This window comes from Paenibacillus sp. DMB20 (assembly GCF_000987955.1).
Lineage (GTDB): Bacteria > Bacillota > Bacilli > Paenibacillales > Paenibacillaceae > Paenibacillus_AQ.
This window is the reverse complement of the sequence record NZ_LAZU01000021.1, coordinates 127522-154119: the sequence shown is the minus strand read 5'-3', so window position 1 is coordinate 154119 and position 26598 is coordinate 127522. Positions and strand designations below refer to the sequence as shown.

The following is a 26598-nucleotide window of genomic DNA, read 5'->3' as shown; positions in this document are numbered from 1 at the left end:
CAGCGCTCTGGGAACGCGTACGCCCTTCATCGTTCGTCACCGGCAGCGGCTGCTGCCCTGCCGCGAATCGCGGCATGCCCTTCCAGCGAATCCTGGTCCAGCTTGGCGAGCTCATCCAGAAAGGCAACCTGGAAGCTTCCGGGTCCAAGGCCGGACGTACGTTCCGCCGCACGGGAAGCCGCCGCGCCATAGAAGGCAAGGCCTGCGGAACCGGCCAGCATCAGATCGGGTTCGACGGCCGCAAACGCGCCCAGTACCGAGGTCAGCAGACAGCCTGCTCCGGTCACCTTGGTCAGCAGCGGGTCTCCCCCGCTTATGATCCAAACGGACGTCCCATCCGTAATCACATCCTCCTGTCCGGTGATGGCAACGACGGTATTCAGCTCCCGCGCAGCCCGAACCGCCAGGTCCACATTTCCGGCACCCGCGTTATCCCCGGCATCCACGCCCTTTATCTCGCGGGCCTCGCCCACGAGATGGGCGATTTCAGCCGCGTTGCCGCGAACCAGCGAGACCTTGATCCCGTTCAAAATCCGCAGAGCCGACTCCGTCCGGAATGCCGTGGCGCCTGCGCCCACCGGGTCCAGCAGGACCGGCACGCCATGGGCATTCGCCGATTGCCCGGCAATCATCATGGCATCCACCAATTCGCGGGACAGCGTTCCGATGTTAAGCACCAACGCGCCCGCGATCTTGGCCATATCAGCCGCTTCTTCGGGGGCGTAGGCCATCACCGGCGATGCGCCCAGCGCGTACAGACCGTTTGCCGTAAAATTGGTCACGACGACATTGGTCATGTTATGTACGAGCGGTTTGTTTTTTTTCACCTTTTCAAGCAGAACGGAGAGCTCTTCCTTCCGCAGTGTACTCATATTCATCAGCCTCTCTTCGGAAATTTATGGGTTCGATAAGAAATGTCACAAGACCGCCTCGGCCTCCATCGGCACCGGCCATTCTTCCTGCCGGTATGCCATGTCCCAGAACATGTACTCCAGTTGGCAGCTGAGCATGAAATGTTCGGCCATGCGCGCGCGCTCCACGGACGTGGCTCCTTCCGCCCATGCATCCACCAGTTCACGGAACTTGTCCGTCGCTCCCCCGGCACGTCCATAAAACTGTATCCACTCTTGAAACGGATGGGAGGCATCCGGTTGAACCTCGTCCAGCAGCTTTCGGCCGATCTCCACATATGTCCACGGGCAGGGCAGCAGGACCGCCATAATTTCGCCGAGGCTGCCTTCATGGGCAACGGTCAGCATGTGCCGGATATAATGATGCGCGGACGGAGCCAGCGGATATCCTTGCATTTCCTCATAAGCCACTCCTGCCGCAGTGCAGAAATTTTGATGAGGATGCACCTCGCTGTGCAGGATAAAAGAAATCTGTTCGGTGAACATGGAAATTTCGTCGCGGCTCGTGCATTTGGAGATCGCGATCCCATAGATCCGCATATAGGCATTTAGATACTCGTAATCCTGTTTAACGTAATGTATCAGCTGTTCTCTGCCCAGGCTTCCGTCTGCAATGCCTTTCACAAAGGGATGACCGAATATGGCCTGGAAAATGCCGTCCGCCCGCTGACGGAGCTCTTGCGTAAAACTCATCCTTTCCCACCTCCGAAAATAATGAAGAGCAGGAAGTCCGTAAGTTAGGGTCATAGCCCCGGGTAAAAGCCGCCGGGAAAAACATCCGTCAGGCTGCCGCTTTCCAAAAAAGGCAGACCGCATTTAGCGGAAGTTTTTTTTTGCGAGATAAGGATGGCAATCCTCGGAGTTTATACTTTCTGATATCAAAAAAAGCCGCCCCGAAAACTGGAGCGGCTTCATCAACAAGTCACGGCGCGCGAACGCGCATCAAAAGACTTTTGCGACCGACTCCACTTTCCTACGCTAGTACGAACTAGATCAGGTTCAAAGGGTCCAAGATATTCTCTCGTCTCAGCCGCTGACGGCTCCCCTAGTGGACTTCCTATTCTTTTGCCTAATACTGTACATAGGTTTGCAGGATCTGTCAAACGGCGGGCGATGTACGGCGTATATCGCCATACGGGATAACGACCTAGGTGCTGCCGGAGCTTTTTCCAGTAACCCGGCATCCCCTTCGGGTGGCAAGCATACACATAAGACAGCAGGACTGGCTATACCACTCCATAACCCTGAAGGATGATAACGTGTGAAAATGCAGATCACGCCCGGCTGGGGCAGGCCTTTCTTTTACCGCCGTTTAAGCAAAAAAATTTCCCTCATTACCGCCGGTTCCATCATTCAGGGATTCGCGATGGCGGTCTTTTTTGTTTCCCCATTCGATACCTTCGGGCGGGGGCGCCGGGATCGCGGTCCTTCTGAACCATGCGTTCGGCATACCGATCAGCCTCGGACTATGGTTTTCGAATTTTATTTTTTCTCGTTTTTACGGTGCAATACCTCGGTAGCGTCAGCGCCTTCGGGACGGTGTATGTGATTACGGTTACATCCGTATCGGTCAACTTCTTCGAGGTGTTCGTCAAGCCTCCGTTCGCGAACGTATGGATCGATTTGCTGTGCGGGTCGATGTTTCTCGGGACAGGCGTCGCCCTGCTGATGAAGCAGCGGGTGTCCAACGGGGGAATCGGGTATGTCGCCTTGGCGATTTACAAGTACAAGGGAATCCATCCCGGCACGTCTCTATTCTGGATGAACGGGTTTATCTTTGCTTTGGCCGCTTATGCCATCGATTGGAAAATCATTATCCTGGCCATTGTGTGCCAGTGGCTGTCCACGCGAATGATCAACTGGCTGCTTCACATGCCGGGACCCAGGCCGAAATGGGGCTACGGCGTCGCGTGGCGGAGCAAAAAATAGACCTGTCCATTTACCCGCTCCAGTTCATTTTGATTCCGCCGTCGGTCATGATCGTTGATATTATGCAGTTACGAGAAAGAATTATCCCTCCCGGACAAAAGAAAGGGCTTGGCGTGTTTAGGAGAAGCTGTCTCTTGCGGAATCGGTCGCGAAATAAAAAACTCCTTTGGAAAAAGGAGTTTCTCAACATGATATGTTGGTTTTCGTTCTCTCATTATCGCCCGCCGACAGGCTTTAGGGTGCGCACCGGTTTTTTGCTTTTCCTCTCTTCGCGGCCGCCTGACTGTTCCCCCTCTTTCTTGCCCTCTCCCACCCGGATCATCAGCAGGGCAAGCAACCCTACAACAAACGTAAATCCCGCGAGGGAAAGGAACATGCCGATCCGGGACCATTCCATCATCCAGCCGAACAGCGGCGGTCCGACGGCAACCCCGAAGAAACGCACCGATCCGTACAGCGAGGTAACAAATCCCCGTCTTTCCTTGCCGACCGCCCCCGTGATGAAGCTGTTGATGCAAGGAAGGATGAGCCCCGTCCCCAGGCTGCTGACGGCCAGAACCGAGATAAACAGGGTCAAGTGCCCGATAAAGGCCAGCGCCGCGTAGGCAGCCGTCATAAGAATAAAGCCAAGCACAATCAGTCTTTTTCATCAGCTTCTGGTTCTCTCCGATTTTGCTGCCCGTAATGTAGGAAGTGGTGCACATGACAAGCAGCGGAATCGCCAGAACCAGTCCCTTGACAACCCCTTCAATGTTGTACGTCTTCTCCAAAACCTCGGACAGGTAGAAAAGAATGCCGAACAGCGTAAACAAACAGGTCGAACCGGCCAGGTATGCGGTAAACAGCCATCTGCCCTCATGTTTGAACACGCTTGCCAAACCTTGAACGTATTTCTTCAGCGCCGGCGGTTTCTCCGTCTTTTTCTTCTCCTTGATGAACATCCAGGTTAAGATGATCGATACCAGCACGACCGCAGGAAAAGCGAAAAACACGCCATACCAGACGATGAGAGCGATTAGCGAGCCCAGAATGGGCGAAAGCACTTTCCCCGAACCGTTGGACGCCTCCACCAAGCCGAGCACCCGGCTCTCTTCCGCTCCCTTAAACAAGTCTCCTGTCAGCGCCATGGCAATCGGCGCCGTTCCCGCCGCCCCGATTCCCTGAAGCGTTCGTCCGACCATAATCCACATATAGGGGCTCGGAAAGAACGCGGCAGCCAGCCCCGCCAGGATTCCCCCGATTCCATACAGCGACAGCGCCGGGATGATAATGGCTTTCCGGGAAAAACGGTCGGACAGATAACCAAGAATCGGAATGGAAAAAGCCGCGACAAGCGAAAATACCGTGATCGTCAGACTGACCTGAAGGGAAGAGAGATTCAGCTCGGATTTCATTTTGGGCAAGACCGGAATGAGCATGGAATTGCCGAGCGTCATGATCAGCGGGATCGATCCGATCGCCACAATGGTCTTGGCCGACGTACGTTGTTCTGCCATTGTTCGTGATAACCCCTTCCGCAAGGAATGTAAACCTTCCGACTTAGAATGTCCTTGAAGTGGAAAGTTTATGCCGAGGGAGCATTTTCACAAAAGTAACGGCCTTTATATCCGTACCCATGCGAACTTTATTTTACGATGAACCGCCCATTGACCATAGTGGTCATTTTACTCTATACTCGAATTGACCAGACTGGTCAATTCATGGCACTCACAATAAACGAGGTGGTTATTATGTCTCAAAAATTTTACGGTTTGGAACCCGAAAAACGGGAGCGCATCATTAATGCCGCTATTAAGGAGTTTGCACGAAATGGTTATGATAAGGCTTCTACCAATGAAATCATTAAGGAAGCGGAGATTTCGAAAGGATCGTTATTCAACTACTTTAACAGTAAAAAGGAATTGTATTTGTTCTTGCTTGAATACCTGGTTGAAGTGATCGATAAAATTCTAGATGAAATTGATCTGAATGAAACGGATATTTTCAAACGGCTTCGGGACGTGGGATTCATTAAGTTCAAAATCATGAAAAAAACTCCCTCAAGCCTTTAACTTTCTTAAGGCGGTTTCCCATGAGGAAGCGGATGAAGTGAAATCCGAAATTAAGGAAATGAGCAAACATTTTATTGATTACGGTTTGGAAAGAATTTATTCGAATTTGGATTTAACAAAATTTCGTGAAGATATTGATATTCAAAAAACGATTCAAATTATCAATTGGACGATGCTGAGTTTTTCAGAACAACAAATGAAAAAAATAAATTCCTTTGAAGACATCGATATGGAACCGCTTGAGGAATGGGACGGCTATGCAAGCATATTGAGAAATTGCTTTTATAAAAAGGAGGAGGCGTAGCATGTTTATTGATATTTCGAACTTGAAGAAAAGCTACGCTTCAGGCATGGTGACGACTGACGTTTTGAAGGGAATTGGGATGAACATTCAAAAAGGGGAAATCGGTGTCATCCTCGGCCCATCAGGCTCGGGAAAATCCACGCTAATGAATATCCTCGGCGGCATTGACCGCGGCGATAGCGGTAGGGTCATTGTGGATGGGATCGAAGTCAACAAATTGAGTGACGACAAGCTGACCGATTATAGACGCGAGCACATCGGTTTCGTTTTCCAGTTCTATAACCTCGTTCCAAACCTTACCGTTGGAGAAAACATTGAAGTCGTTTCCAATATTAGCAAATCGCCTCTAAACGTTGACGAAGTTTTAGCCGCGGTCGGAATGAAGGACAAAAAACACCGCTTCCCTAGAGAATTGAGCGGCGGTGAGCAGCAACGGGTTTCCATTGCCAGGGCGATCGTCAAGAATCCCAAGCTGCTGCTTTGCGACGAGCCCACCGGTGCGCTTGATTTTGATACATCCCGAAGCATCCTGCAACTCTTGCAGGAAGTGAACAAAAAAATACGGAACAACCATTTTGATGATTACCCACAATGCTGCCATTGCCGCTATGGCGAACAAGGTATTCAAGGTGCGAAGCGGAGAAATCGTAGAAGAAACGGTGAATCAGACAATTGTTCCAGCCGAAAGGATTGCATGGTGATGGTGATTCATAAAAGAATCAAACGTGTTTTGTTAGAAAACAAAGCACAATATATCGGAGCGATGGTCCTGATCTTTTTTGGCTGCTTTGCACTCACAATGATGACCCAGTTCGCGGATAATTTCGAGCGATTGGCAAGTGAATTTGAAAACCAATACGTACAGGAAGACGCTTCATTCATAACAGACAAAAGCATTGGCGACTTGCGGGAACTTGAGTCTGCGTCGAATGTTGTGCTTGAAGAAAGCAAAACTTTCGACTATGCGCTGTCAGAAGGGAAAACGCTGCGAATCTTCAGCCAGAATGACAAGGTCGACATCCCCGCAATCCTCGAAGGCAAAGAATTAAGCGAAAGCGGCGGCATCCTCATCAACCCGGCATTTGCTGCTGCAAACGACTTTAAAATCGGCGATGAGATGAAAATTTCGGATCGTTCGTTTACGATTGCGGGTTTCATGGCTCTGCCGAATTATATTTATCCGCTGCAATCCGATACGGACATGATGCTGCAGCCTAACTTCGGCATAGCGGTCATTAGCAAGAAGGATTTCTCCGCACTTGGTAAAGAAAACTATTCCTATGCAGTAAAGTTTAACGGCGATGATCAAAATCTTCTTTCCCAGTCGACCCAATTTAAAGAGCATCTTAAAAGCCACGGCATCGAGATCATGCAATGGACAAACATCGAGGATAATAAACGGGTCAGTTTCGTCACGGCGGAGATTAAAATCCTGGGTCTTGTAAGCAAGGGAGTCCCTACTGCGATTTTATTGTTGGCCAGCATTATGGTCGGCAACATCGTTTGGCGGCTGATTAACCGCGATGCAACGACCATCGGCGCATTGTATGCGTTAGGGTATAAAAGAAAGGAAATCTATCGCCATTATATGATGTATCCATTGCTAATCGCCCTTATAGGCGGGATCATCGGGACGATCGTTGGTACATTTCCGGTACGTTCCATGCTATTGTTCATGTTTTCTAACTTCAATATCCCTCTGACCGAGATCGACTTCGATCCAATTATCATGATCATAAGCCTTCTCTTGCCGATTCTATTTCTTGGAAGCAGCGGCTACTTTGTCATTCGAAAAGAACTCAAACATTCGCCTTTGGAGCTGATGAAAGGCAAAAAAAGAAAAAAAACAAGGTCCATTTTTTGGAGCGCGTGCTCAAGCTTGACAAGTTCAAATTCGCTGCAAAGTTCAAAATCAGGGAACAACTTAGAAGTCTATCCCGGCTTGCTTTCCTGCTCTTCGGTATTGCCGTATCGACAATGCTGTTGCTTTGGGGTTTTACTCTCAAAACTTCCGTGGACTACCTTCTTAAAGACAGCATGGAGAGCGCGTATCGTTTCAAGTACGAGTATAAGTTCAACTCTATGCGCTATGAGCAGCTGCCGGCGGGTGCCGAGCCTTTCTCCGCCTCGTTGTTTGTGCCGGAGGCTGACCATAAAATTGATTTTTACGTCACCGGGGTGATACCGGACTCTGCCATGCTTACGCTTGCAGATGAATCCGGATCCGGGTTAAGCACGGATAAAGTCATTATGACAAAGCCCGTTGCCGAACAACTGAAGTTAAAGCAGGGCGACACCGTAAACATCGTAAGAAAACTGGATGGGCGCAAATTTTCATTACAGATCGAGGGCATTGCGGATACCTATGCGGGCAAGTTTATCTACATGCCGTTAACGGATTATAACGTGAAATTCGGGATGCCTGAAGGAAGCTACACAGGGGCTTTTAGTCACGTACGATTAGATGTTCCTGTAGACGAGTCGTATACCGTAATTTCTATTGACGAAAAAACCGATGCGGTTAGAGAGACGATGGCGCCAGTGCAGTCCATGGTCGGTTTCCTTTCGGCGATAGCGTTCATCATCGGCATGATTGTCATCTATGTCGTTACATCGCTGATCGTTGAGGAGAATAAGAGCATCATTTCGCTATTGAAGATTTTCGGCTACCGGAAGAAGGAAACCCATTCATTAATACTTAACAGCTCGACGATCGTCGTCGTCCTTGGATATCTCATTGGAATACCGTTGACTCTTGCTGCAATAGGTGCATTGATCGAATCGCTTAAAAACAGTATGGGTGTGGTGCTGCCGCCCCTGAAGATCAGTCCGCTATACACCCTCATCGGGTTTATTGTCGTGATGTTCTCCTATGAGTTGTCGAAACGGTTATGCAAGAAAAAAAGTCAATGCCGTTTCTATGAGCGAGGCCTTAAAATCAGGAATGGAATAGCTTTTCTCCCATTAGCAAACCTGAATCAAACACTAAAAACATCCGCTTTAACGAGGAAATGCTGGCGATATCCAGCTATTTCACGATAAAAGGCCGGATGTTTTTTCGTTGAAAATTGGAAGATAGAGTCAAAATGTTTATACTTGAGACTGAGAGATCATTTTCGAAATTGGAGGAGATGCCATGTTATACCGCCGCCTTGGGAACAGCGGCCTTCAAGTCTCCCAATTGGGACTTGGAACCAACGCTTTCGGCAAAAGGGCCGATCAGGAAACGTCCGCCCGCATTCTTCACTACGCGCTGGATCATGGGATTAACTTTATCGATACCGCAAATATCTATGCGAATACCGAATCCGAATCGATCATCGGCCAAGCGCTCGCGGGCAAGCGACACAACGTCGTCCTCGCGACGAAGGCCGGGTTGGTGCGCGGCAATGGGCCCAATGAACGGGGCTCCTCCCGCCTTCATTTGCAGCAGGAGCTAGAAAACAGCCTCCGCCGGCTCCAAACCGACTACGTGGACCTTTACCAGATCCATACATTCGATCCGAACACGCCGCTGGACGAAACGCTCCGGACGCTGGATGACATGGTGGCCTCCGGGAAAGTGCGGTATATCGGCGCGTCGAATTATGCCGCGTGGGAAATCATGAAGGCCATCGGCATCAGCGAGCTGAAAGGCTATGTCCGATATGCGTCCACCCAGACCAGCTATTCCCTGGCCGACCGTACGCCGGAGCTCGAGCTTGTTCCGATGTGCCTCGACCAGGGAGTCGGCATTATTCCGTATTTTCCGCTGGCCGGCGGGATTTTGACCGGTAAATACGGCGGCGGAGAAGGGGTGCCGTCCGGCTCCCGGGCGGATACCGATCCGAACTTCAACCGTTTCCTTGAAGAAAAAAATATCCGCCTTGGGCAGGAGGTGGCCCGCCTCGCCGCAGAGAACGGCTGGACGCCAAGCGCGCTTTCCCTCGCTTGGTTGATGAACCGCCCTGCGGTTTCTACGGTAATTGTCGGAGCCACGAGCCCCGAACAGCTGGAGAGCAATATGAAATGTTTGGACATTCGGCTGGATACGGAGCTCGGCACACGGCTGGACGAGATCAGTGATCCGTTCGTTTACGGGAAGCCTTTTGCCTCTTACCGGTTGTCGTAATTCGTTTTCTAAGCCGACCAGTCTTAAGTCATGAACGCCGTTTTTTGCGGCTTGCATTAAGGCCTTCAATGGGAAGGCCTTAATGCTCCGCTTATCTTTGCTTATCACTTTAGTCTTTGTCTTTACTGCTCCCGGCATCTTTACTGTTCTTATGCCTTGCTGCCCTTTATAAATTCCAGAAGTTCGACGATCATTTCCCCCACCGCATCCTCTTCCGGGAGCCGAATAAACCGGCTCAGCCGGATCATGTCGTCCTTAAACATATCTATAAGCTGCAGCATAGCTTCCTGATCGCCGTCTTTTGCGGCTTGTTGAAGACTCAGGAGTTCACTGTCCGGGATAATTGCGAGATCATTTTTCGTTTCCATTTATTCACCGCCTGTTGACTCATATTCAGTTGAAGAGCGACTTCGGATTCCGTTTGATCCTGTATGTACAGTTTATGAATGATTGCCCGGCCTTGCGGAGGCAGCGTATCGATAAGCTGTTCTACCATGATTTTATTGTCGGTGCGTTCCGTAAAACAGCATTCCTTGGTTGTTTGTTCCAAACCGCAGAAGGAATGCTCCCGCTTAGAGATCGTTTTGGCACGGTATTGAATTCTCCATCCGATTCGCTCAACCTCGACTTTCAGACGTTCGTAGGCCGTCCGCTGTTTGCACATTTTTATCCACCTCATTCTGTTCCGTTTGCTATAGTCTACTCAAATACGAGAACGTTTGTTCTCATTATTTCATATCACACCACTTTTTTCTACCTTTTGTTCCATATTTTTTGATTCTTCCTCGTCATAACGCATTTTTTTCAAATAATTTTTTCATGATGGTTGTTATTTATATATAAAAATTACCTATATAGGTGAAGGCACAACAATAAAGAAATAAAATGAGCTTGGGAAGAGGTTCATTGCGATTTCTTCACTTCCCTTTTGTTTGAGGCCTGCCAATAAAAAGTAAAGGGAGTTGTTACTCATGAAAAAAATACTTTATGTCCCGTTGGATGACCGTCCCGTAAACCTTGATGATGTTGTCGTTCAGGGTAGAACGGCCGGAATCAAGGTTATAACGCCTTGTGCTGACGATATAAGGAACCGCCTGGATTCGCAAAAAACAACATCGGATTCCACGCTGACAAGCACGTTCGCCCCAACCTTCGGGAACACCGCGAACATTCGTGAATTCATACTGGACCATGCCCATGAAGCGGACGGCATCATCATATCGGCGGATATGCTGGCCTACGGCGGATTGATCGGAAGCAGACGGCTGCGGACGGACGGGGGCGGGACGTATCCAAACTACGATCCTTCCACCACGCATCTGCTGGACGTCATCCGCCTCGTGAAGGAGCGTTGTCCGTCCAAGCCGGTCTATGTCATGGATACCATCATGAGGCTGGCCACGACCACTTATGTGGAAGGCGTCTTCCAAAACGCTTATGACGAGTCCCGCGCCTTCATGAAACAACCGAGAAAAAGCGTGTCGGACTTCAACGGAATCCTGGAAAGCTACGATCTGAGCCCGGACGGCACGCCATACGGAGAAACAGTCACTTTTAACAAAGAGCATTACTATGAGGCCAGACGCCATAAATTCAAGTCGAATTACTATATCCTGGATCAGTTGTCGCGTGCGGGTTACATCGATTTTCTGGCGATTGGCGTCGACGATTCCTCGACGCAAGGGGTACAGGCCAATGAAATCGCCTTTGTGGAAGAGTACATTAATGAGAAGCTGGGAGGAGTGAACGGCCAAAATCCTGAACGCGCCATCATTCTTCCCGATGCGGACGGCCTGGGCCATTCCCTTTTGGCCAGAATGGCTAACGAGTTCTTGCGCAGGGGGACAAAGACGAAATATTCGGTGCAATATTTCGGACCGGACGGTTCGACCATCATTAATCCGTACGAATATATGAGCGTTCATGAAAATATCCGGTTTCATGTCGGTATGATCGGCGGGGAGCTTGTGAGCGGTTCGGCTGACGTCGAGATTATTGCGGTAACGGACGTAAATCAGACCTCCGGCGCGGTGAGCCGGCTTGAATCCAACAGCGCCGACCGTATCCCGACCGTCGTCATCGATTTCGTGGGGGGAGGACCGGCGAATCCCGTGGTTGCCGAAGCGCTGCTCGACAGTAAATCCGCCGGGCAAATTCTCGGTTACAGCGCATGGAATACCGCCGGCAACAAAATCGGAATCGCCCTCGGAATGGCGCAGGCACGGCATGCGTATCTCGTAACGGAAACCAAGCCCTCGGCCTTGGGCAAGGCGGTAAACGCGCACGGATCTCTTTTATTCAAACGATTCTTGAAAGATTATTACTATAAAGCATTGGCTATTAAAGAGATCCGCCAGTATTCCAGAGATCGTCACTTATATACGAACATTCCTTATGCAGATGCCAACATGCTTCTGTTCAATTCGGAAAGCGACTACGATCATATGACCGGTCTCTTGCGGGATCGCATGCAGACTTACGCGGACACCCTTGCGGCCAAAAACGCTTTTGGGATCGGCCAATCCCAGGCTTCCCGCAACATCCGCCAGATCTGCGGGTCTGCTTGGTCCTATGCGGAATACGAATGTGCTTCAATCGACTACGAGAATCCGGACTTCATCTGGCATCGCGCTTTCGAGATTACCTTGAATCCGGAAGTTGAATTGTCGCGATAGATTTTGCACACATCCATTGACCTTCACGTTACGTAAGCCCCTATAATCGCTCTTAAGAGAGAATGACAAGAATAAAGGTGGGGCTTACTATGGCAAAAGCAATCGCAAGAAAATTGAAACTGGAATTGGAAGCCGGCAAAGCAAATCCGGCTAAAGTGGGCAAGGATCTGGCTCCTACAGGCATTAATCTGCTGCAGTTTTGCAATCAGTATAACGAAATGACGAAAGGCCAGACCGGGCAGATCGTGCCTGCGGAAATAACCGTATTTGAAGATCGGACGTTTAGCGTGAATCTGAAAACGCCGCCGGTGGCATTTTTGCTCAAAAAATATGCCGGTGTCGAAAAGGGTGCCGCAAAACCCGGCAGTGAAACCGTGGGAGCCGTCACTCGGGAACAACTCCGAATCATCGCAGAGATCAAACTTCCCGATCTGAATACGACAAATGTGGAAAATGCGATGAAAATGATTGAAGGTACGGCAAAAAATATGGGGATACGCATCGAACAAGACGGAAACCAAGAAACGTGACCCGAACCCTGTAGTTTCATTTTGCTCAAATTCCGAATCATTGTGTTAAAAAAACGCTATTCTCTCCCGATCAAAGGAGAGAATAGCGTTTCTGTTTCAACCTAATCTTGTTACGCGTAAAATCCCAAAAGTCTCTAAACCTCACGCCGTCTATGATGGAGTTCCCGTCGCCGCGGCGCTCCTCCACTCCATAACGTATTCCTTGGCCGAGGTGCCAGGGTCCTCCGTTTCTTCCACGATAACAAAACCGTTCTTACGGTAGAAACGCACCGCGTCCTTATTCTGCTGATACACTTTCAGGCTGAGCAGGTCATGGCCGTCTTTCGCCATACTCAGCAGCTGCTTTCCATACCCCCGGTTCTGCTCCCTCACGTCCACAAACAATGCGGCAATATAGCTTTCCACCAGCGAAATGAAGCCGAGAGGCTTCCCACTCTCCTGGTCCTCCAATACATAGGTATCGGCTTTCGGCAAATATTGGCTGGCCATCTCTCCGGTTTGGGCTTCCCAGTAACCGGGGTCAATAAAGCCATGTGAGATCAGCGAACCTTGCAGCCAAATATCCACCAACCGTCCGGCATCGTCCGCTTGAAAAGGGCGTATTCGTGCTTCGCCAGTTTTTTTGGCACTTTGGGCACTTTGGGCACTTTTGGGCACTTTGGGCATTTTGGGTATTTTTGGGTATTTTGGGTATTTTCGGTACTTTCGGAATTTTCAGCATGTTTCCCCTGTGAGTTCATGTTTGTTCGTGCCATCCCTTCCATGTTATAGACCTGTTGTTAATCAGCATACCCCGCGGATGCCAAGGCCATCGCCAGAACCGGCTCCAGTCCATCGGCCATCCGTTTGAACCCAAGATCGGTCGGGTGAACCCCGTCTACCGTCGCTTCGCCAGGGTCGCTGCCGAGCAGGCTTGAACCATCGACAAACGTAAGCCGCGCATCGCCGGCCTCCTGCAGATTCCGGACAAGATCGGCCTGGAACGCCTTGCGCTCCATCCGCGCCTGAAGCAGGTCCGGTCTTAATGATTCCGCCCCATGCGGCACTCTGGAGATCAGAATGATCGGAACATCCGGGTGATAATCGCGATATGTTTGAATAAATACCGGCAGGGTGCGGACATAATTCTCCGTGCTGACGCAGTTCGCTTCATAGTCGATCACCAGGCAAGCCGGATCATTAATTTCAGCAGACAGCTTGGCAAGCTCCGCTTCTCCCTTCCCGTTGCCGGAAAATCCAAGATTGATAAACTCCAGGTTCATTCTTCGGCTCAAAATATTGGTATAGGACATCCCCGGACGCGACGCGCATCCTCCCTGCGTAATGGAAGTGCCGTAAACGATAATCTTTTTGCCGGAATCGTAAGGCTCCGGCGCCAAAACTTCCGCATCCGGCTCCAGGCCGATCCACAGCTCCTCCACCCCTTGGTAAAGAGGCAGGTTCAGCATAAAAGATCGGCGTTCCTTCGATTCGCAGGAAAAAACCAGGCTCTCATACTCCGTATCGGCTGGTTGAAAGCTCGCAGTTCCCGTATGGATCCAGCTTCCGGGCCCCCCGGTATAAGCATCCACCCCGCACTGGCCGGTCGGCGGCATATGATACATGCCTGCCCCCGCAGTCAGCCGGACGCGGACGGATACGGTCCGGGAATCCGTACGGAAACGGATTTGTCCGCCGGACGTGCAGTTAGCGAGGCTATCCACCTCGGGGCGGATCGGATGAGCGGGCTGCTGGGGCAGCCTGCGGTATCGGCGCTCTTGGTCAAACCAGGCCAGGCCGGATACCCGTAGCGGTTCAGCTAGCGGAGAAAGCCATGTCAGGTCGTTTTTCTGCCGCTTTCGGCGTTCTCATATTCGGATCCAATTCATGAGGGGCGTTGTTTTCGATCTGGCGAATGACCCGGGTCAGGCTCATCTCGCTCATGGAATCGATTCTCAGATGGTATTTTTCAAAACGGAGATCCTTTGTCACCTCGTTGGGCACAATCACGCAATGCATCCCCGCCGCAATCGCGGCCTTGGCCCCGTTTGCCGAGTCCTCGAAGGCTACGGCCTCTTTCGGTCCGACATTCAAGGCTTTAAGCGCTTCTATGTATAGCATCGGGTCGGGTTTGATTTTTTCGACATCGTCGCGGGTCTTGATGACTTCGAAGTAATCGATGATCCCGAGCTTCTTCAAAAAGCCTTCCACCCATTCCCTGGAGGAGCTTGAAGCCAGACCGATCCGAAGTCCCGAATCCCTGGCTTCCGACAGGTATTCCCTTACCCCTTCCCGGATATCCAGCAACTCCATGTGGGTTCTATGGTTATCTTTAGCCAGCTTCAGGATCGTCTCGATGCTTTCGGCACCGATCTCCTCTTCGATAAAGGCGTGGATCGCCGCATCGCTCGTGCCCACGCATTGCAGAAACACGTCCATGGGGAGCTCCACGCCATAATCCTGAAGCACTTCCTTGAAGGCACTGTACCAAACCGTTTCCGTATCGATAATCAATCCGTCAAAATCAAAGACAATCGCCTTAATCATGCTTACCCTCCTTGACTTTAGCCTGTTATGAAAAAGTGGATGCATTAAGCTTTGAAAGCGCCCGCTTTGCCCTTCTGAATGCGCCTAACCTTGAACCCATCAAGAACGGCCAAGGCTTTCTCCAACATTGTCTGCCGTTCGTTTAGGGATGTCAATCTATTTCCCATAGTCGCCGCTGTTCCCTCATATCCTATGATCCATAGAGCGACCCAGACAAATAGAGCAGGAGACATATGTATCTCCTGCTCTTGGGTTACCGTTCACGTCGATCACGCCAGGTCTGTTGTACAAAAGAGACCTATTATTCCCTCGGAAAAAGGTTATTTTTCATAGATTTGATACATCGTCGTTTCCTCATCCGTGGACCGTGCAATCCGGTAAGCCTCTTGCAAGCTTCTGTTGTTTTGAATGATTTCATAGAAAAGACGCTGCATGAACATGAGTGCGGCGTTACCATCGGGATAATCATCCGGTCCGATATAAACCCGGCAGCCGCCGTCCAGGAAGGCTCGGGCCAATACCGGCTCCCCCAACGAGCATCCGTTGCCAAAGACGACTTTACCCTCCAGTTTGGCATACCGCTTAATCTCTTCAACGCCAAAATCGCCTTTCGGCTCCCCGTCTTCATAAACCTCTTCGCCCAATTCCGGCATGATAAAATTCCCTTCATCACCATGAAAATTGAGGACGATCATGTCCGTGTCAGGGTAAAGGTCTTCCCCGTTCAGCACGGAAATGAAATCATTCGGCCTACCAATCCAATAAGTAAATACCCTTGCGCCAAAAAACTCAAATGTATTCCGCATAGCTTGTGTTTCCATATCACAATCGGGACCGCACACCAAAGCAATATTCATAACCGGTTTACTCATTTTCTCATTCCTCCATGGGTTATTATTCTCGTTTCGAATATCGATCAGAAACCGCATGGAGGGGCACGGGCCCTAGGTATAACAGCAACAATACGTTAATTTATCGATTTCATCGCAGTTATCCTCCTGTGTCTTTTCTGGTTTCCCCGCTCATTCCCCTGTTAGAAGAAGTTATTTTAGAAATTAAATCCTAAATCCTGGGATCAAGAGCTCATAACGAATATACTATCTGATTTTTTATTCCTTGTCCAATGTTAGGAAATTCGTCATAAAGGCAAATAATACTTTCCAATATCAAAAAGCACCCTCCGCACAATTCGATTGTGCGAAAGATGCTTCTGGGGAAACTCAATGTTCCTACCCCGGCAGAACCAGGTCCTTGTAGCTGCGAGGGGTGACAAGGAACGTCGAAGCCACGGCCCGATGGTCGGACAGCCACGTTTCCAACGGCAAATGGGAAGGACATGGATGGACGCCTTCGGCCTTCTTTTCCCCGATCACTTTGCTGTCTACCGTTGTCGTGGGCCCCCCGGCATATACGAAATCGATCCGGTCATATACCTCCGGGTCTCTCATCTCCGTGCCTTCGATCGCCCAAGTGATGCCCGGCACCGCTACCGGATCGGGATGCATGACGCGGAAGGAGTCAAGCAGCCCCAATTGTTCCAGCCTTTTCGATACCGGCCACTCCACCGCCTGTCCGTAGTGAATTTCCTTGCGCTCCTCCGTCCAGTCCAGATGGGAGGCCACATTGAAGTCCCCTGTCAGGAATACGGACATGTTCTGCGCCGCGAGAGCGGGAAGTTTGCGGAAGGGGCTGCTCATTTCTTTCATGTGGTAAAGATGCTCCCGCTCCATGACCTCCTCTGCACTCATCCCATCCGCGATATCGTAAGGACCGTACGGCTCGTGCGACAGATGCACATTGCAAACGGTTACAGCTTTTCCAGGCTCCAATTCAATCAGGTAGTAATCATTCTGTTCATTGAGCTCTATGATGGGATACTTGCTGATCAGGCTAAGGTCGGTCCCCTGCTTCACGTTCACATGATAGCCCAGAAGACTTGCCGCGGCACGCACCATATCGGCGTTGCTCTCCTGAATGCCGGTCACGTCGGCACCCGCGGCCAGAATGGCATCCGCTATGAATTGCGCGGACTTCTCCGTTCCATGGTGAATGGCAAGATACCACTGCCACATATTCAAGCTCATTACGGTCATTTTCATTTCGCTTGCGGACGTATAGTTGTCCTTGGAGTTCATCGAAAACTGCCTCCCCATTATGGATTATCTTCCTTTTTTCAAAGCCTGGGAGATCCCGAAGGATACCCCCGATAAAACCAATGCTAGGAATAATGTAAAATAACTTTACGCTACAGAGAGCCATGAATCCCTCCTTCCAACCTTTACGCTTTAGCATGTCTGTTAATGACTCCTCATGAGCATTTCCCTGATTGAACGGATGATGTTATTACTGCAAAAAACAAGCTTAGCCGGATTCCCGATGAAATATATGCTGCGTATCGAATTTTCCTTGACGTGGATAAGCGCGGCCGTTTCTACGCTCTCGCCGGAGGCGGACGACAATCCCCGTTTGGCCGTTGATTTCCCGCCATTCGAGCAGCACAAGCATAGCATAAGACAGGAGCTCGCCGCGTGCAACCGCTTCAAACATTTCATCATGGAAGTAGGAATCGGCTAAGGCAGCCATGGCCCTATTTCTTTCATCTCCATCACAACTCCTTGATCTTCCTTCGCACATCAAACGAGATATGGAGTTGTTCTGTGACAACGGCGGTCATTTTTTGGGGATGCAGGGATTTTAACGGACATGAGTTCCGTTATCCCCGCCTTTTGTGCTATTAAAAATTCTAACGGACAACAGGTCCGTCACTGGATCATTTCGGCGCTTTTTTTGCTCCCAATCTGTTCTAAGCGTATTCTGTGTCCGTTAGCCAACAAGTTGAGGGGGTTTAGAGGGAATGCCGGACTCCATGTCCGTTAGCTTTTTCGCACCGTTCATATTTTTAAAATGACAAAGACAAGCTACACACCACGGCCGATTTTAACTTCCAGCAAGGGCAGCTTTCTCCCCGGGAAAACCGTCGATTCGGTCTCCCCCGTCCGCAGCGCTCCCATTGCCAGGTAAAAGCTTTCCGCATGGGGATCGCTGTGGATCATGACGGTGCGAACGCCCAAACCCTCGACGGTCTCTATCATGTATCTCCATAACGCCTTGCCGTAGCCTTTTCCGATGGCCTCGGGCGCAATGAAGAAATTGTCCAGCAAGCAGGTATCCTGCTCCATCTCCAAACTCATAAAACCCTTGACGGCACCTTCGTCTTCCAGAACGAAAACCAGGGCAGAGACCATACCCTCTACCGTAAGGGTCAGATCGTTGCGGCAGGCTTCCATAAATTCGTCACTGTAACCCCAATGGGCTTTGGAACGAAATGAAAGGTCGCTTAGATAAGCGGCCTCTTCCGCTTTGGCTTTGCGTATATTCATAAGTAGGACCTCCTTTCAATCGCAACATCCGTTTATTCCGTTTTATTTCATTCTTGGATCCTCCGTTTTTAACGATTTCGCGTTACTCGGATATATTAAATTTTCGATATCGTATTTATGAAATCCTGTAACGCACTCGCCACAACCATGCTTAATGCATCAGGAGGATCATCAAGTTCCCGCCGCAAAAAACCAATGAGGCACGTCGCAACGTTCGGCCTTGAGCACTGCTTGAATCAGGTCAACCGGGCCCAAATCAAGGGCGTTTCCGCACTCAATGATCCGTGCAAGCAGGTCGAACGGGACGTTATGCTCCTATTCAGATGATCCCACAAAGCTTTATCCGTCCGAAATCGGACGTACTGAATGCCGGAAATCGATGGACGGGCGAAGGCCTACGTCTGTCCATCCCTTTCGCCTGCCTTGAATTCATGGTATTTATAAAACAGCTGCGGTACGATTTCCGCAATAGGGCACGTTTCCAAAAGCTCTTTGGACTTTTCCAATAACTGCGTATATTTAGGCTGATCCCCGGTTAGTACCATGGATGCAAGGGTTGTGATAAAGTTGGTCAATTCTTGCGAACGATGATACGGCAGCGAGCCCGTAGGCTCCTGGATAAAAGAAACTAAATCGCGAATGCCGTTTTCGATAAGCGCTTCTTTTCCGTCTGCGACGCGATCAAGCAGCATCTTTCTTCGCTCTGCGGAAAACGGATTATCGAACTTTATAGGACTCTCCGTGATTTTGGCCCCCACGATTTCGGCGATAAGCGGGGCCATCAATATCCCGTTGCGATAGGTGCCTGTGGCAACGTAAAGCCCTTCCACCTCTGTATCTCCAATTACCGGATATCCGTCCGCTGTAACGGGACGCGATCCAAAATACATTTTTTCTATCGTTGCCGTTCGGAGTCCCGTATGGATTTCATGAATCGCGCTATGCAATAAGGTATGAACCTCACCCGAAGTTACCCCGTTTTGCAACCCGGATAGGCTCGAAACTTGGTTGGTTGTTCCGATATAGACCGTCGAGTCGCTTCTTGGAACAATATGGGCCCCGCATGCAAACCCCCGATCCGGCGTACGGATGACGTTAGGGAAAGATACCCCCGTTGAAACGGCAAGACCCACCCCTTTCCCCGGCATCAGATATGGGATCCCCGCCGGGATATGGGTATCATCCATGATTTTTCCGATGCCTACGCCGGCGCAGAGTACCACATGGTCGGCATACAACTTTTCATCCTCGGCAACGACGCCGACTACTTTATTCCCTTCGACCATCAGCTTCCTCACGGCTTTACCCAAGTGCTCCACACCTGATTTGATGGCGGCCTTGGCGAGAGACTCCATCAGATCGGATGCATCCACGCATCCTTCCTTGGGGATGTATAATCCCTGATAGGCGAGATAGTCGGGATTGGGCCGAAAGCTTGGAATATCGGCTGGATCCGTCCATTGAAAAGATTCATGCCGGGCGGTTAGCTCCTCCGCTATTTTCATGAGATGAGAACGATCCTGCGCGCCGGCAACATTGGCAATCAGAAAGGTTCCCATTTTGGCATAGATATCCCTTCCCGATCTTTCTTTGATTCGCTCCAACCATTCGGGGTAAATTTTTTGGGCCTGTATGCGAAAATCCGTTTCGTTGATATCCAATTCCTTGGTTTTGTGGGCGGAAATTTCGCCATAGGCGCCTAACATGGCTCCCGCTGCGTAACTTGCGCTTCCGTTTGCCTTGCGACGGGGATCAATGCAAAGAATTCTTAAATTGTGATTTCCTTCACTTAACTTAAAAGTAATTGCCCTGCCTACAACGCCCCCGCCCACCACGATCACATCATATTTTAATCACGGATTCGCTCCCCTTTTATGCTTCTTAACATTTCATGAATCGACCCCAGAGAGGGTGCATCATGCATTTGGTTGATCTGTATTGTAACCAATATGTTAAATGCAAATTCTTCCGTTCGTTCCCCCTAAAAATGAATCTTTTCCAAGTAAAGTCCCGCGTCCCTATGCGATAAAATAATACGCACGCCAACAAAACACCCCGGCATTACCAATCGGTAAGCCGGGGTGTTCGTTGTCTTCATATATTACTGCTACACACTGGACCCGAGGTTGTCCCTGCTCTCAAAAGACTTGCATTTAGGAAAAGATCAGGAGGCCAGTTGCAGCATGCGATAGATGATAACCGCGGCCTGAGCCCGGTTGGCTATGCCCTTCGGGGCGAATCGGTCAGCCTGAACGCCGCTGATTATTCCCTGTTGGATCAACTGTGCCACAGATGTTTTGGCATACGGAGCAATTTGGCTCTTATCGGCAAACTTCTGCAGCGGTTCGCTGCTGCTCACGGGCTGCAGTTTACCTATCGCTATCATAGCGTTTGCCATCATGACGGCCATTTCTTCCCGGGTAATTTTGCGGCCCGGTTCAAACTTGCCCTTTCCGACACCCTTGACGATTCCGGCTTTCACGGCGGCGCTGACGGCATCCGCATACCAGGCACCCGCTTTGACGTCAGTGAACTTGCCAGCAGATGCAGCAGTTTCCGACAATTTCAAGGCTCGTACCAGCAGCGCAACAAATTCGGCGCGGGTGATAGGCTTCGTCGGAGCGAAGTTATTCCGGTCTATCCCTTTAATAATTCCCTGGGCTGCCAAGCTTTGAATGCTTGATTGTGCCCAGGCTGCTTTTCCCAAATCTTTGAATTCTACAACAGGTGTCGGTGCCGGAGTCTGCGGAACATTTGGAACCGCCGGCTTGGACGGAGACGTTGGAACTGGCTCTTGAGCCGGTTTGCCTGAAGGTGCCGGGGTTGGAGCCGGTGCAGGCGTCGGCGTGGACGAGTAATCCGGCGACGGTCCTGGCGTTGGCCCAGGCGTCGGCGCAGGCTTCAGTTTGTTGACAATCCGACCCTCGATGCCTGCTTTAATCATTCCGCCCTTAAACGTATTCTTGATGTAATCGTAGAATACGTCCAAATCAATCGGTCCAGGTACGGAAGAGCTGGCTTCCGTCAGCACTTTGTAATTATCCCCGCCGGCTGCCATGAAATTATTGACAACCACCGTATACGTTTGCGTCGGCTTGATCGGCGTGCCGTCTGTGCGCGTAAGGCTTGCAACACGCTCCTTTACCGGAAGATACATGTTTGCCGTATACTTCAAACCTGAAATTTGCAAGGTTTTGGTGTCCGTTTTTCCATCCGGTTTCACGTTCCACTGCTGCTGCAGCAGCGTCTTGATCTGTTCGCCGGTCAGCGTGAGCTTCACCAGCGTGTTGCCGAACGGCTGGATTTTGGCCAGATCTCCGAAAGTCACTTCTCCTTTTGGAAGATCGGCGCGGATTCCGCCCGGGTTCATGAAGGCGAAGTCCGCCGGACCTTTGCCATCGCCAAAGTCGGCGCTGCGCATCGCGTCAGCAATCAGGTTGCCAAGCGCGGATTCGTTATTATAAGCATCCGTCCGGGTAATGGAGCCGTCTGTCGTCCCGATAGGCTTGGTCAGCTCAGGATGTTTATCCAGATAATGTTTAACCAGAGCCACGGTATCCGCGTCAGGCGTCACGCCTTCATGGAACGTTGTGATGACTTCGGCCGATTTGCTCTTCACGTCGCCGGTCACGGGATCAATCATCAGCTTGATGTCCTCAAATGCCGTTCCATAGGAATAAGCCTGAACGATCAGCTTGCCGTTTACTTCTCCATTGGCCAGCGCGTGATTGTCGCCGGCAACGATCACGTCCACCGGAGAATTCGCGGGAAGCGCATTGGCCAGATCGGCCGCTTCTCCGGTCGTTGCATCGTTCTTGGTCGTGGCCGGATCATGCGCAAGCACGATGATTGTCTCCACGCCTTGTTTCTGAAGTTCCTTGGCATAGCGCTCAACCGCTTCGACTTCTTCCTGCGGCGTCAGGAACCGCACGCCTGCAATGCCGGAAGGAGCTACCTTGCTTGGCGTAGACTTTGTGACAAGACCGATGAATCCGATCTTCACCCCGCCTACTTCCTTGATCACGTACGGCTCGATAATCGGTTTGCCGGTTTTGGCGTCCACGGCATTGGCGTTGACGTATGGAAATTTCATTTTATCATGGATGATTTTATCGTTTACGGGATCGACTCCCCCGTTAAGCTGTGCCATCAGGGCCTTCACGCCCTGATCAAACTCGTGGTTGCCCAGGGAGCCCACATCAAAGCCCATCATGTTCATCCACTCCAGCGTCGGCTTATCTCTTTCCATGGAGGACACAGGAGCGGATGCGCCCACGGAATCTCCGTTATGGAAAAGCAGGGAGTGCTTGTGTTTGGCCTTAGCTTGTTTCAGATAGGTAGCCAGAATGGCCGCCGTTCCGGCAGGCTTATTGTTGACGGTGGACACCGTATCAAGCTGACCGTGGAAGTCGTTGATTCCCAGCAGGTGGACTTCGACGTCGCCCGAAGGATTTCCGGATAAATTCAATTTGAAGATGCCGAAGCCCTTGGCATCTTGCTCGCCGGTATAGGATATATGGTTCGGCAGCACGTCCGCCGCCTCGGGCGCCGAGGTGAAGGTGACGTTAACATTGCCGGCGATAGGCGCGAGGGACCAATTCCGGTCGGCCGTCGGGTCGATGATCTTCTTTTCGGCGATATAATCCATCAATACCTGGCGGTTTTCCTCCTGGGAATCCAATACCATCACGGACTCTTTCACGCCCGGGAAATTCCCGCCGCCGCTCGCGCGGTAGTTATTGGTGACCACGATGAAATCCATGTCCGGATTCAGCGGCTGACCCTTGTAGGTCACTTCCTTCACGCGGCTGGAGCTTGCGTTCTTGAGCTTTCCGGTCTCGTCGTATTTGGCTTCTTTCGTCACATCGATTGTATATTCGATGCCGTCGATCACGTCAAAGTTATACACTTGAAAAGAAGTATTAAGCAAGGATTGCGGAGCCGTGCTCGCGGGATCAATCGTGTTGAATGCGCCTGCGCTCATTTCAATCCATTCTTTAATGACAGAGCCCTTGACCTTGATCGCTTTCAGCGTATTGTCGTAAAGATACAAATCGCTCGCGCTGCGGATCGTAAGGTCGCCGGCGGCAATGCTCGTATACTCTGCAGGACCGTTTCGCCCCGCTTTGAACGGAGCGCCCACGCTCAGGATCGGCAAATCCTTGTACTGCGGCAGTTGGGCTGCGATAATCTTCTCGACATACCACTTCTGGGCTTCCGTGACCACCTGAACCGTCGGATCGTCCTGGACCATCGCAAAATAGCTGTTCATCGGAGCTTTGGTCTCGCCCAGCTTCCGTCCGGTGTAGGCGATGGTGGCGTCATGGGCGGCTTGCACGGCGGCGAACACGTCCGTGTCTCCCGGAACGTCTTTGGCGGACCGGGTCGAAGCCTTCGAATTTGCTTTATCGACCTTCCATTTCCCGTTGTCGTCCGGAACGATCTTCAGGTCGATCAGACCCAGATGGCCGCCGCCAAAACCGGCTTGAACGGCAGGCGTGCCGTTGATCTGCCCGTACACGTTATCCACAACGGAAACCGCGTTGTTGTACGGCTTGTTCGTAGCTGGATCTTTGAACGATTTGTCCAGCTTGGAATCATCGCCGTTCGTCGGGAAAACCTTGTGCGTGTGCGAGAACGTGATGGCATCGATATCCCGCACCTTGCTCAGCTCATTGATGTCATTCTCGGATTTTTGGCCCTTTATGGTATGGGCTTCAAACCCGCTATGCGCCATCGCTATAACCACCTGCGCACCTTTCTTTTTCATCTCCGGCACGAACTTCGCCGCGGTTTCGGCGATATCCTTGGCGATCACCTTGCCTTCCAGGTGAGCCTTATCCCACTCCAGGATTTGAGGAGTAACCAGACCGATGAGGCCGACCTTGATGGTCTGTTCCTGGTAAGTACTGTCCGTCACGGTCTTATCGATGATGACATACGGCGTAAATGCGTTGACGTCATTATCGGGATTACCGTCGTTGTCGGCTTTATAAATATTTGCATTCACGTATGGAAAATTAGCGTCGGTATTTTCTTTGTTGCTGGTGTTGCCATGGACCGTTCGATCCAAAAATTCCAAACCATAGTTAAATTCATGATTGCCATAGGTCGCCGCATCGTATTTCATGAGGTTCATGGCGGCGATCATCGGATGAAGATCATCCGACGCCATAAATCCGGATTCCTTTGCGATGTAAGTACCCAGCGGAGTTCCCTGAATCAGATCCCCGTTGTCCAGCAAGAGGTTGTTAGCTTGCTCTTCTCTCGCTTGCTTGACCAGCGTTGCCGTCCGGTCAAGACCGACGACGCCCGACTGCGCGTTTTTGAAATAATCCCAGCCGGTCACATTGGTGTGTACATCCGTCGTGCTCATCAACCGGAGATCGATGGTCGGCTTCGCAGGAGCGGGAACCGCTTCTTCGGCAGCCTCTACAGTGCCTGTGCCCAGCAGTGATCCCCCCAAGACCTGCACAGAGATCAATGCCGTCGCCAGCAGGGAAGAAAAAGGCTTATTCCAACGTGAATTCCATCCCATAACGTGATTAGCCCTCCTATGATTTGGTGATTGCCGTGGTATATTATACCAAATTAAATTGGTAGATTATACCGTTTTACATCAAATTAATAGAAGATATTTGTAAAAAATAGCAGGCAAAAACCACCACTCTGTGGAGGGAGAAAGAGTAAGAGAGAGGATGCAAAAAAAACGATCTAATTCGCTTAGGAAAATAGTGATACAATCAAGAATATTTACCCATTTACCAATTGGGGAAGTTTGGAGGGAATGCAGTTAGTGAAGAGGTTTCAAAAAATGATTCTGGCCGCGGTAGTACTTCTTTTTTCAGGCTGTGCAAGTGCATCCAACGATAATAATATGGACTGCACTAAAGTAAGTAATAATCAGGACGGCAAGCTAAACGGGACTGTTTCTTGTACATTTACTTCTTTTATATAAAGGAACCGTCAGTGCACAACTGGAGGATGATGCAGGGACTGTATATTTCGACAAGAACATTACATCAGGTAACAACGAGGAATCCATCGACCTGAACCTCGAGGAAACGAATGAACTTGTTCTTCAATTCAAAGGGACAAAAGCAACCGGAACATTAAATTTTAGTTGGTGAAACTTAAAGAACGCCTCCCTTTCACAGGAGGCGTTCTCATTCCTTTTACTAGAGTTCCTTGCCGAAATCAATGGATTCTTCCTCTAACCCCTCTTCCAATTCCTCTCTCAAATCGGTCAGCCATTCAGGCTCATGATCCCATTTCTCCGCGATGGACCTCAGAGTCCGAACATACCCATATAAATTAGCAAAGCGCCTGCATGCCGGCAAAATCTCCTCCAGATCGCTCGGGATACCATATTCGGTGACATACCCGTCCATAAAACATTGTTTCTTCTGATTAAAAATTTCAGACGGAATGCAATCCTGCAAACTATGAAGCGCTTGTTCGATATCCATCGCATACCAGTGGTACATGGCATCATCAAAATCAATGACGTTGCATGACTTGGATTCATCGTCGTAGAACACATTATCGTATTCAAAATCATAGTGAACCAGTCCATAATGATTTGGCGACTTAGGAATCGAAGCGAAATAATCCCGTAATAAGTTGACTTCTCTTAATGCCGCCGATTTCTCCGGAAAATCCATTAATACTTCCTGCATCCAATCCAAAACATCACTGTGCGACCATCTTTTGAATCGACCGGGCGTATATTGGCTGGACAATTGATGGAGCCTTCCCAGAGCTTTTCCATAGCTGAACAGAATAGCGTCGCTAAAGTCGGTATCGCTGATCTGCACGCCGGAGACGCGTTTAAATACCGATGCATAGTACTCCCCCCATGGAGTCTCTGCCTCTACAAGCTCCGCGCCATGCTTGGATGCAGCCGATTCCAAAACCCCATAGCGGTTGTCGCGTAAGTATGCGATAAAATCCAGCTCTGCCAAAATGTTTGATTTCAGCTTCTCTGTCTTCGGAGCAAATCGCAATAGTCGGGTCTCACCCTCATATCGAAACGGGTAAATGGCATTTGATGAGATTCGATAATACTCAAACAGCTTCAACGAGGCTTCATCGTAATTCCAATTTTGCAAAATCATTTCCGCCAGGTCCTCATTATTAAAAAGATATTTTAACTTCAACACAAAGCAACAGCTCCTCTTT

22 protein-coding genes, 2 pseudogenes and 1 riboswitch are annotated in these 26598 nt (G+C 50.3%); of the genes and pseudogenes, 9 read left to right on the top strand and 15 right to left on the bottom strand.

Annotated elements, in window-relative coordinates:
- Positions 1 to 26 precede the first annotated feature (26 nt).
- Together thiM and tenA are read right to left on the bottom strand one after the other, a co-directional pair.
- Positions 27 to 872: a hydroxyethylthiazole kinase gene (gene thiM / locus XI25_RS08080; protein ID WP_046678131.1), complete on the bottom strand. Its 846-nt coding sequence runs from the start codon at positions 870 to 872 to the stop codon at positions 27 to 29.
- Between the two features lie 45 nt (positions 873 to 917).
- Positions 918 to 1604 (bottom strand): thiaminase II, encoded by a 687-nt coding sequence (gene tenA / locus XI25_RS08075; protein WP_046678130.1) that lies wholly within the window; start codon positions 1602 to 1604, stop codon positions 918 to 920.
- Between the two features lie 260 nt (positions 1605 to 1864).
- A riboswitch (TPP riboswitch) is annotated at positions 1865 to 1968 on the bottom strand.
- 322 nt (positions 1969 to 2290) lie between these two features.
- Here tenA and XI25_RS36785 point away from each other — a divergent pair.
- Positions 2291 to 2431 carry a hypothetical protein gene (locus tag XI25_RS36785; RefSeq protein WP_442950366.1) on the top strand — a complete coding sequence of 47 codons (141 nt, stop codon included), beginning with the start codon at positions 2291 to 2293 and terminating at the stop codon, positions 2429 to 2431.
- A 25-nt stretch (positions 2432 to 2456) separates the two neighbouring features.
- Complete coding sequence (locus XI25_RS34345; RefSeq protein WP_235439745.1) at positions 2457 to 2840, top strand: YitT family protein; 384 nt, start codon at positions 2457 to 2459, stop codon at positions 2838 to 2840.
- Between the two features lie 214 nt (positions 2841 to 3054).
- Here XI25_RS34345 and XI25_RS08065 read toward each other — a convergent pair.
- Positions 3055 to 4336, bottom strand: a pseudogene (locus tag XI25_RS08065) (MFS transporter).
- Positions 4337 to 4570: 234 nt separating this feature from the next.
- On the opposite strand from XI25_RS08065, the gene XI25_RS34340 reads away from it, so the two are divergent.
- The 5 genes from XI25_RS34340 (at position 4571) to XI25_RS08045 (ending at position 9306) form a co-directional block, all read left to right on the top strand.
- Positions 4571 to 4891 (top strand): TetR/AcrR family transcriptional regulator, encoded by a 321-nt coding sequence (locus XI25_RS34340; protein WP_235439744.1) that lies wholly within the window; start codon positions 4571 to 4573, stop codon positions 4889 to 4891.
- 37 nt (positions 4892 to 4928) lie between these two features.
- On the top strand, positions 4929 to 5195 hold the full coding sequence (locus XI25_RS34335; protein ID WP_235439743.1) for a hypothetical protein: 267 nt from the start codon (positions 4929 to 4931) through the stop codon (positions 5193 to 5195).
- Between the two features lies 1 nt (position 5196).
- The gene (locus XI25_RS08050; protein ID WP_235439742.1) at positions 5197 to 7377 is read left to right on the top strand and encodes an ABC transporter ATP-binding protein/permease; all 2181 of its coding nucleotides are present in this window, start codon (positions 5197 to 5199) and stop codon (positions 7375 to 7377) included.
- Positions 7278 to 8237, top strand: coding sequence for an ABC transporter permease (locus XI25_RS31170; RefSeq protein WP_160308896.1), 960 nt, complete (start codon positions 7278 to 7280; stop codon positions 8235 to 8237). Before XI25_RS08050 ends, XI25_RS31170 begins: the two co-directional genes overlap by 100 nt.
- Positions 8238 to 8331: 94 nt before the next feature.
- Positions 8332 to 9306 (top strand): aldo/keto reductase, encoded by a 975-nt coding sequence (locus XI25_RS08045; protein ID WP_046678129.1) that lies wholly within the window; start codon positions 8332 to 8334, stop codon positions 9304 to 9306.
- A gap of 149 nt (positions 9307 to 9455) precedes the next feature.
- Here XI25_RS08045 and XI25_RS08040 read toward each other — a convergent pair whose 3' ends face one another.
- Positions 9456 to 9674, bottom strand: a complete 219-nt coding sequence (locus XI25_RS08040) for a helix-turn-helix domain-containing protein (protein WP_046678128.1) — start codon at positions 9672 to 9674, stop codon at positions 9456 to 9458.
- Positions 9626 to 9970 (bottom strand): sigma factor-like helix-turn-helix DNA-binding protein, encoded by a 345-nt coding sequence (locus tag XI25_RS08035; RefSeq protein WP_046678127.1) that lies wholly within the window; start codon positions 9968 to 9970, stop codon positions 9626 to 9628. The genes XI25_RS08040 and XI25_RS08035 overlap by 49 nt, the downstream gene beginning before the upstream one ends.
- A gap of 307 nt (positions 9971 to 10277) precedes the next feature.
- Between XI25_RS08035 and XI25_RS08030 the strand changes: the two genes are divergently transcribed.
- Positions 10278 to 11981: a DUF4127 family protein gene (locus tag XI25_RS08030; RefSeq protein WP_046678126.1), complete on the top strand. Its 1704-nt coding sequence runs from the start codon at positions 10278 to 10280 to the stop codon at positions 11979 to 11981.
- An 89-nt stretch (positions 11982 to 12070) separates the two neighbouring features.
- Entirely contained in the window at positions 12071 to 12511 is a 441-nt protein-coding gene (rplK, locus tag XI25_RS08025; protein ID WP_046678125.1) for a 50S ribosomal protein L11, read from the top strand.
- 150 nt (positions 12512 to 12661) lie between these two features.
- On the opposite strand, the gene XI25_RS08020 is transcribed toward rplK, so the two are convergent.
- From XI25_RS08020 to XI25_RS07970, 10 genes and pseudogenes are all read right to left on the bottom strand, one after another.
- Positions 12662 to 13078: a GNAT family N-acetyltransferase gene (locus XI25_RS08020; RefSeq protein WP_327204750.1), complete on the bottom strand. Its 417-nt coding sequence runs from the start codon at positions 13076 to 13078 to the stop codon at positions 12662 to 12664.
- A 212-nt stretch (positions 13079 to 13290) separates the two neighbouring features.
- Complete coding sequence (locus XI25_RS08015; RefSeq protein ID WP_235439790.1) at positions 13291 to 14286, bottom strand: SGNH/GDSL hydrolase family protein; 996 nt, start codon at positions 14284 to 14286, stop codon at positions 13291 to 13293.
- Between the two features lie 100 nt (positions 14287 to 14386).
- A pseudogene (locus XI25_RS08010) lies at positions 14387 to 15037 on the bottom strand (HAD family hydrolase); the annotation flags it as partial.
- A 320-nt stretch (positions 15038 to 15357) separates the two neighbouring features.
- The gene (locus XI25_RS08000) at positions 15358 to 15909 is read right to left on the bottom strand and encodes a hypothetical protein (protein ID WP_046678122.1); all 552 of its coding nucleotides are present in this window, start codon (positions 15907 to 15909) and stop codon (positions 15358 to 15360) included.
- A 357-nt stretch (positions 15910 to 16266) separates the two neighbouring features.
- Complete coding sequence (locus tag XI25_RS07995) at positions 16267 to 17172, bottom strand: endonuclease/exonuclease/phosphatase family protein (RefSeq protein ID WP_052759511.1); 906 nt, start codon at positions 17170 to 17172, stop codon at positions 16267 to 16269.
- Positions 17173 to 17398: 226 nt separating this feature from the next.
- On the bottom strand, positions 17399 to 17620 hold the full coding sequence (locus XI25_RS07990; RefSeq protein WP_046678121.1) for a hypothetical protein: 222 nt from the start codon (positions 17618 to 17620) through the stop codon (positions 17399 to 17401).
- Positions 17621 to 17955: 335 nt separating this feature from the next.
- A complete protein-coding gene (locus XI25_RS07985; protein ID WP_046678120.1) occupies positions 17956 to 18417 on the bottom strand; it encodes a GNAT family N-acetyltransferase in 462 nt (153 codons plus the stop codon).
- 395 nt (positions 18418 to 18812) lie between these two features.
- Complete coding sequence (locus tag XI25_RS07980) at positions 18813 to 20249, bottom strand: FAD-dependent oxidoreductase (RefSeq protein WP_160308895.1); 1437 nt, start codon at positions 20247 to 20249, stop codon at positions 18813 to 18815.
- A gap of 332 nt (positions 20250 to 20581) precedes the next feature.
- A complete protein-coding gene (locus XI25_RS07975) occupies positions 20582 to 24955 on the bottom strand; it encodes a bifunctional 2',3'-cyclic-nucleotide 2'-phosphodiesterase/3'-nucleotidase (protein ID WP_046678118.1) in 4374 nt (1457 codons plus the stop codon).
- Between the two features lie 640 nt (positions 24956 to 25595).
- Complete coding sequence (locus XI25_RS07970) at positions 25596 to 26579, bottom strand: phosphotransferase enzyme family protein (protein WP_046678117.1); 984 nt, start codon at positions 26577 to 26579, stop codon at positions 25596 to 25598.
- Positions 26580 to 26598 lie beyond the last annotated feature (19 nt).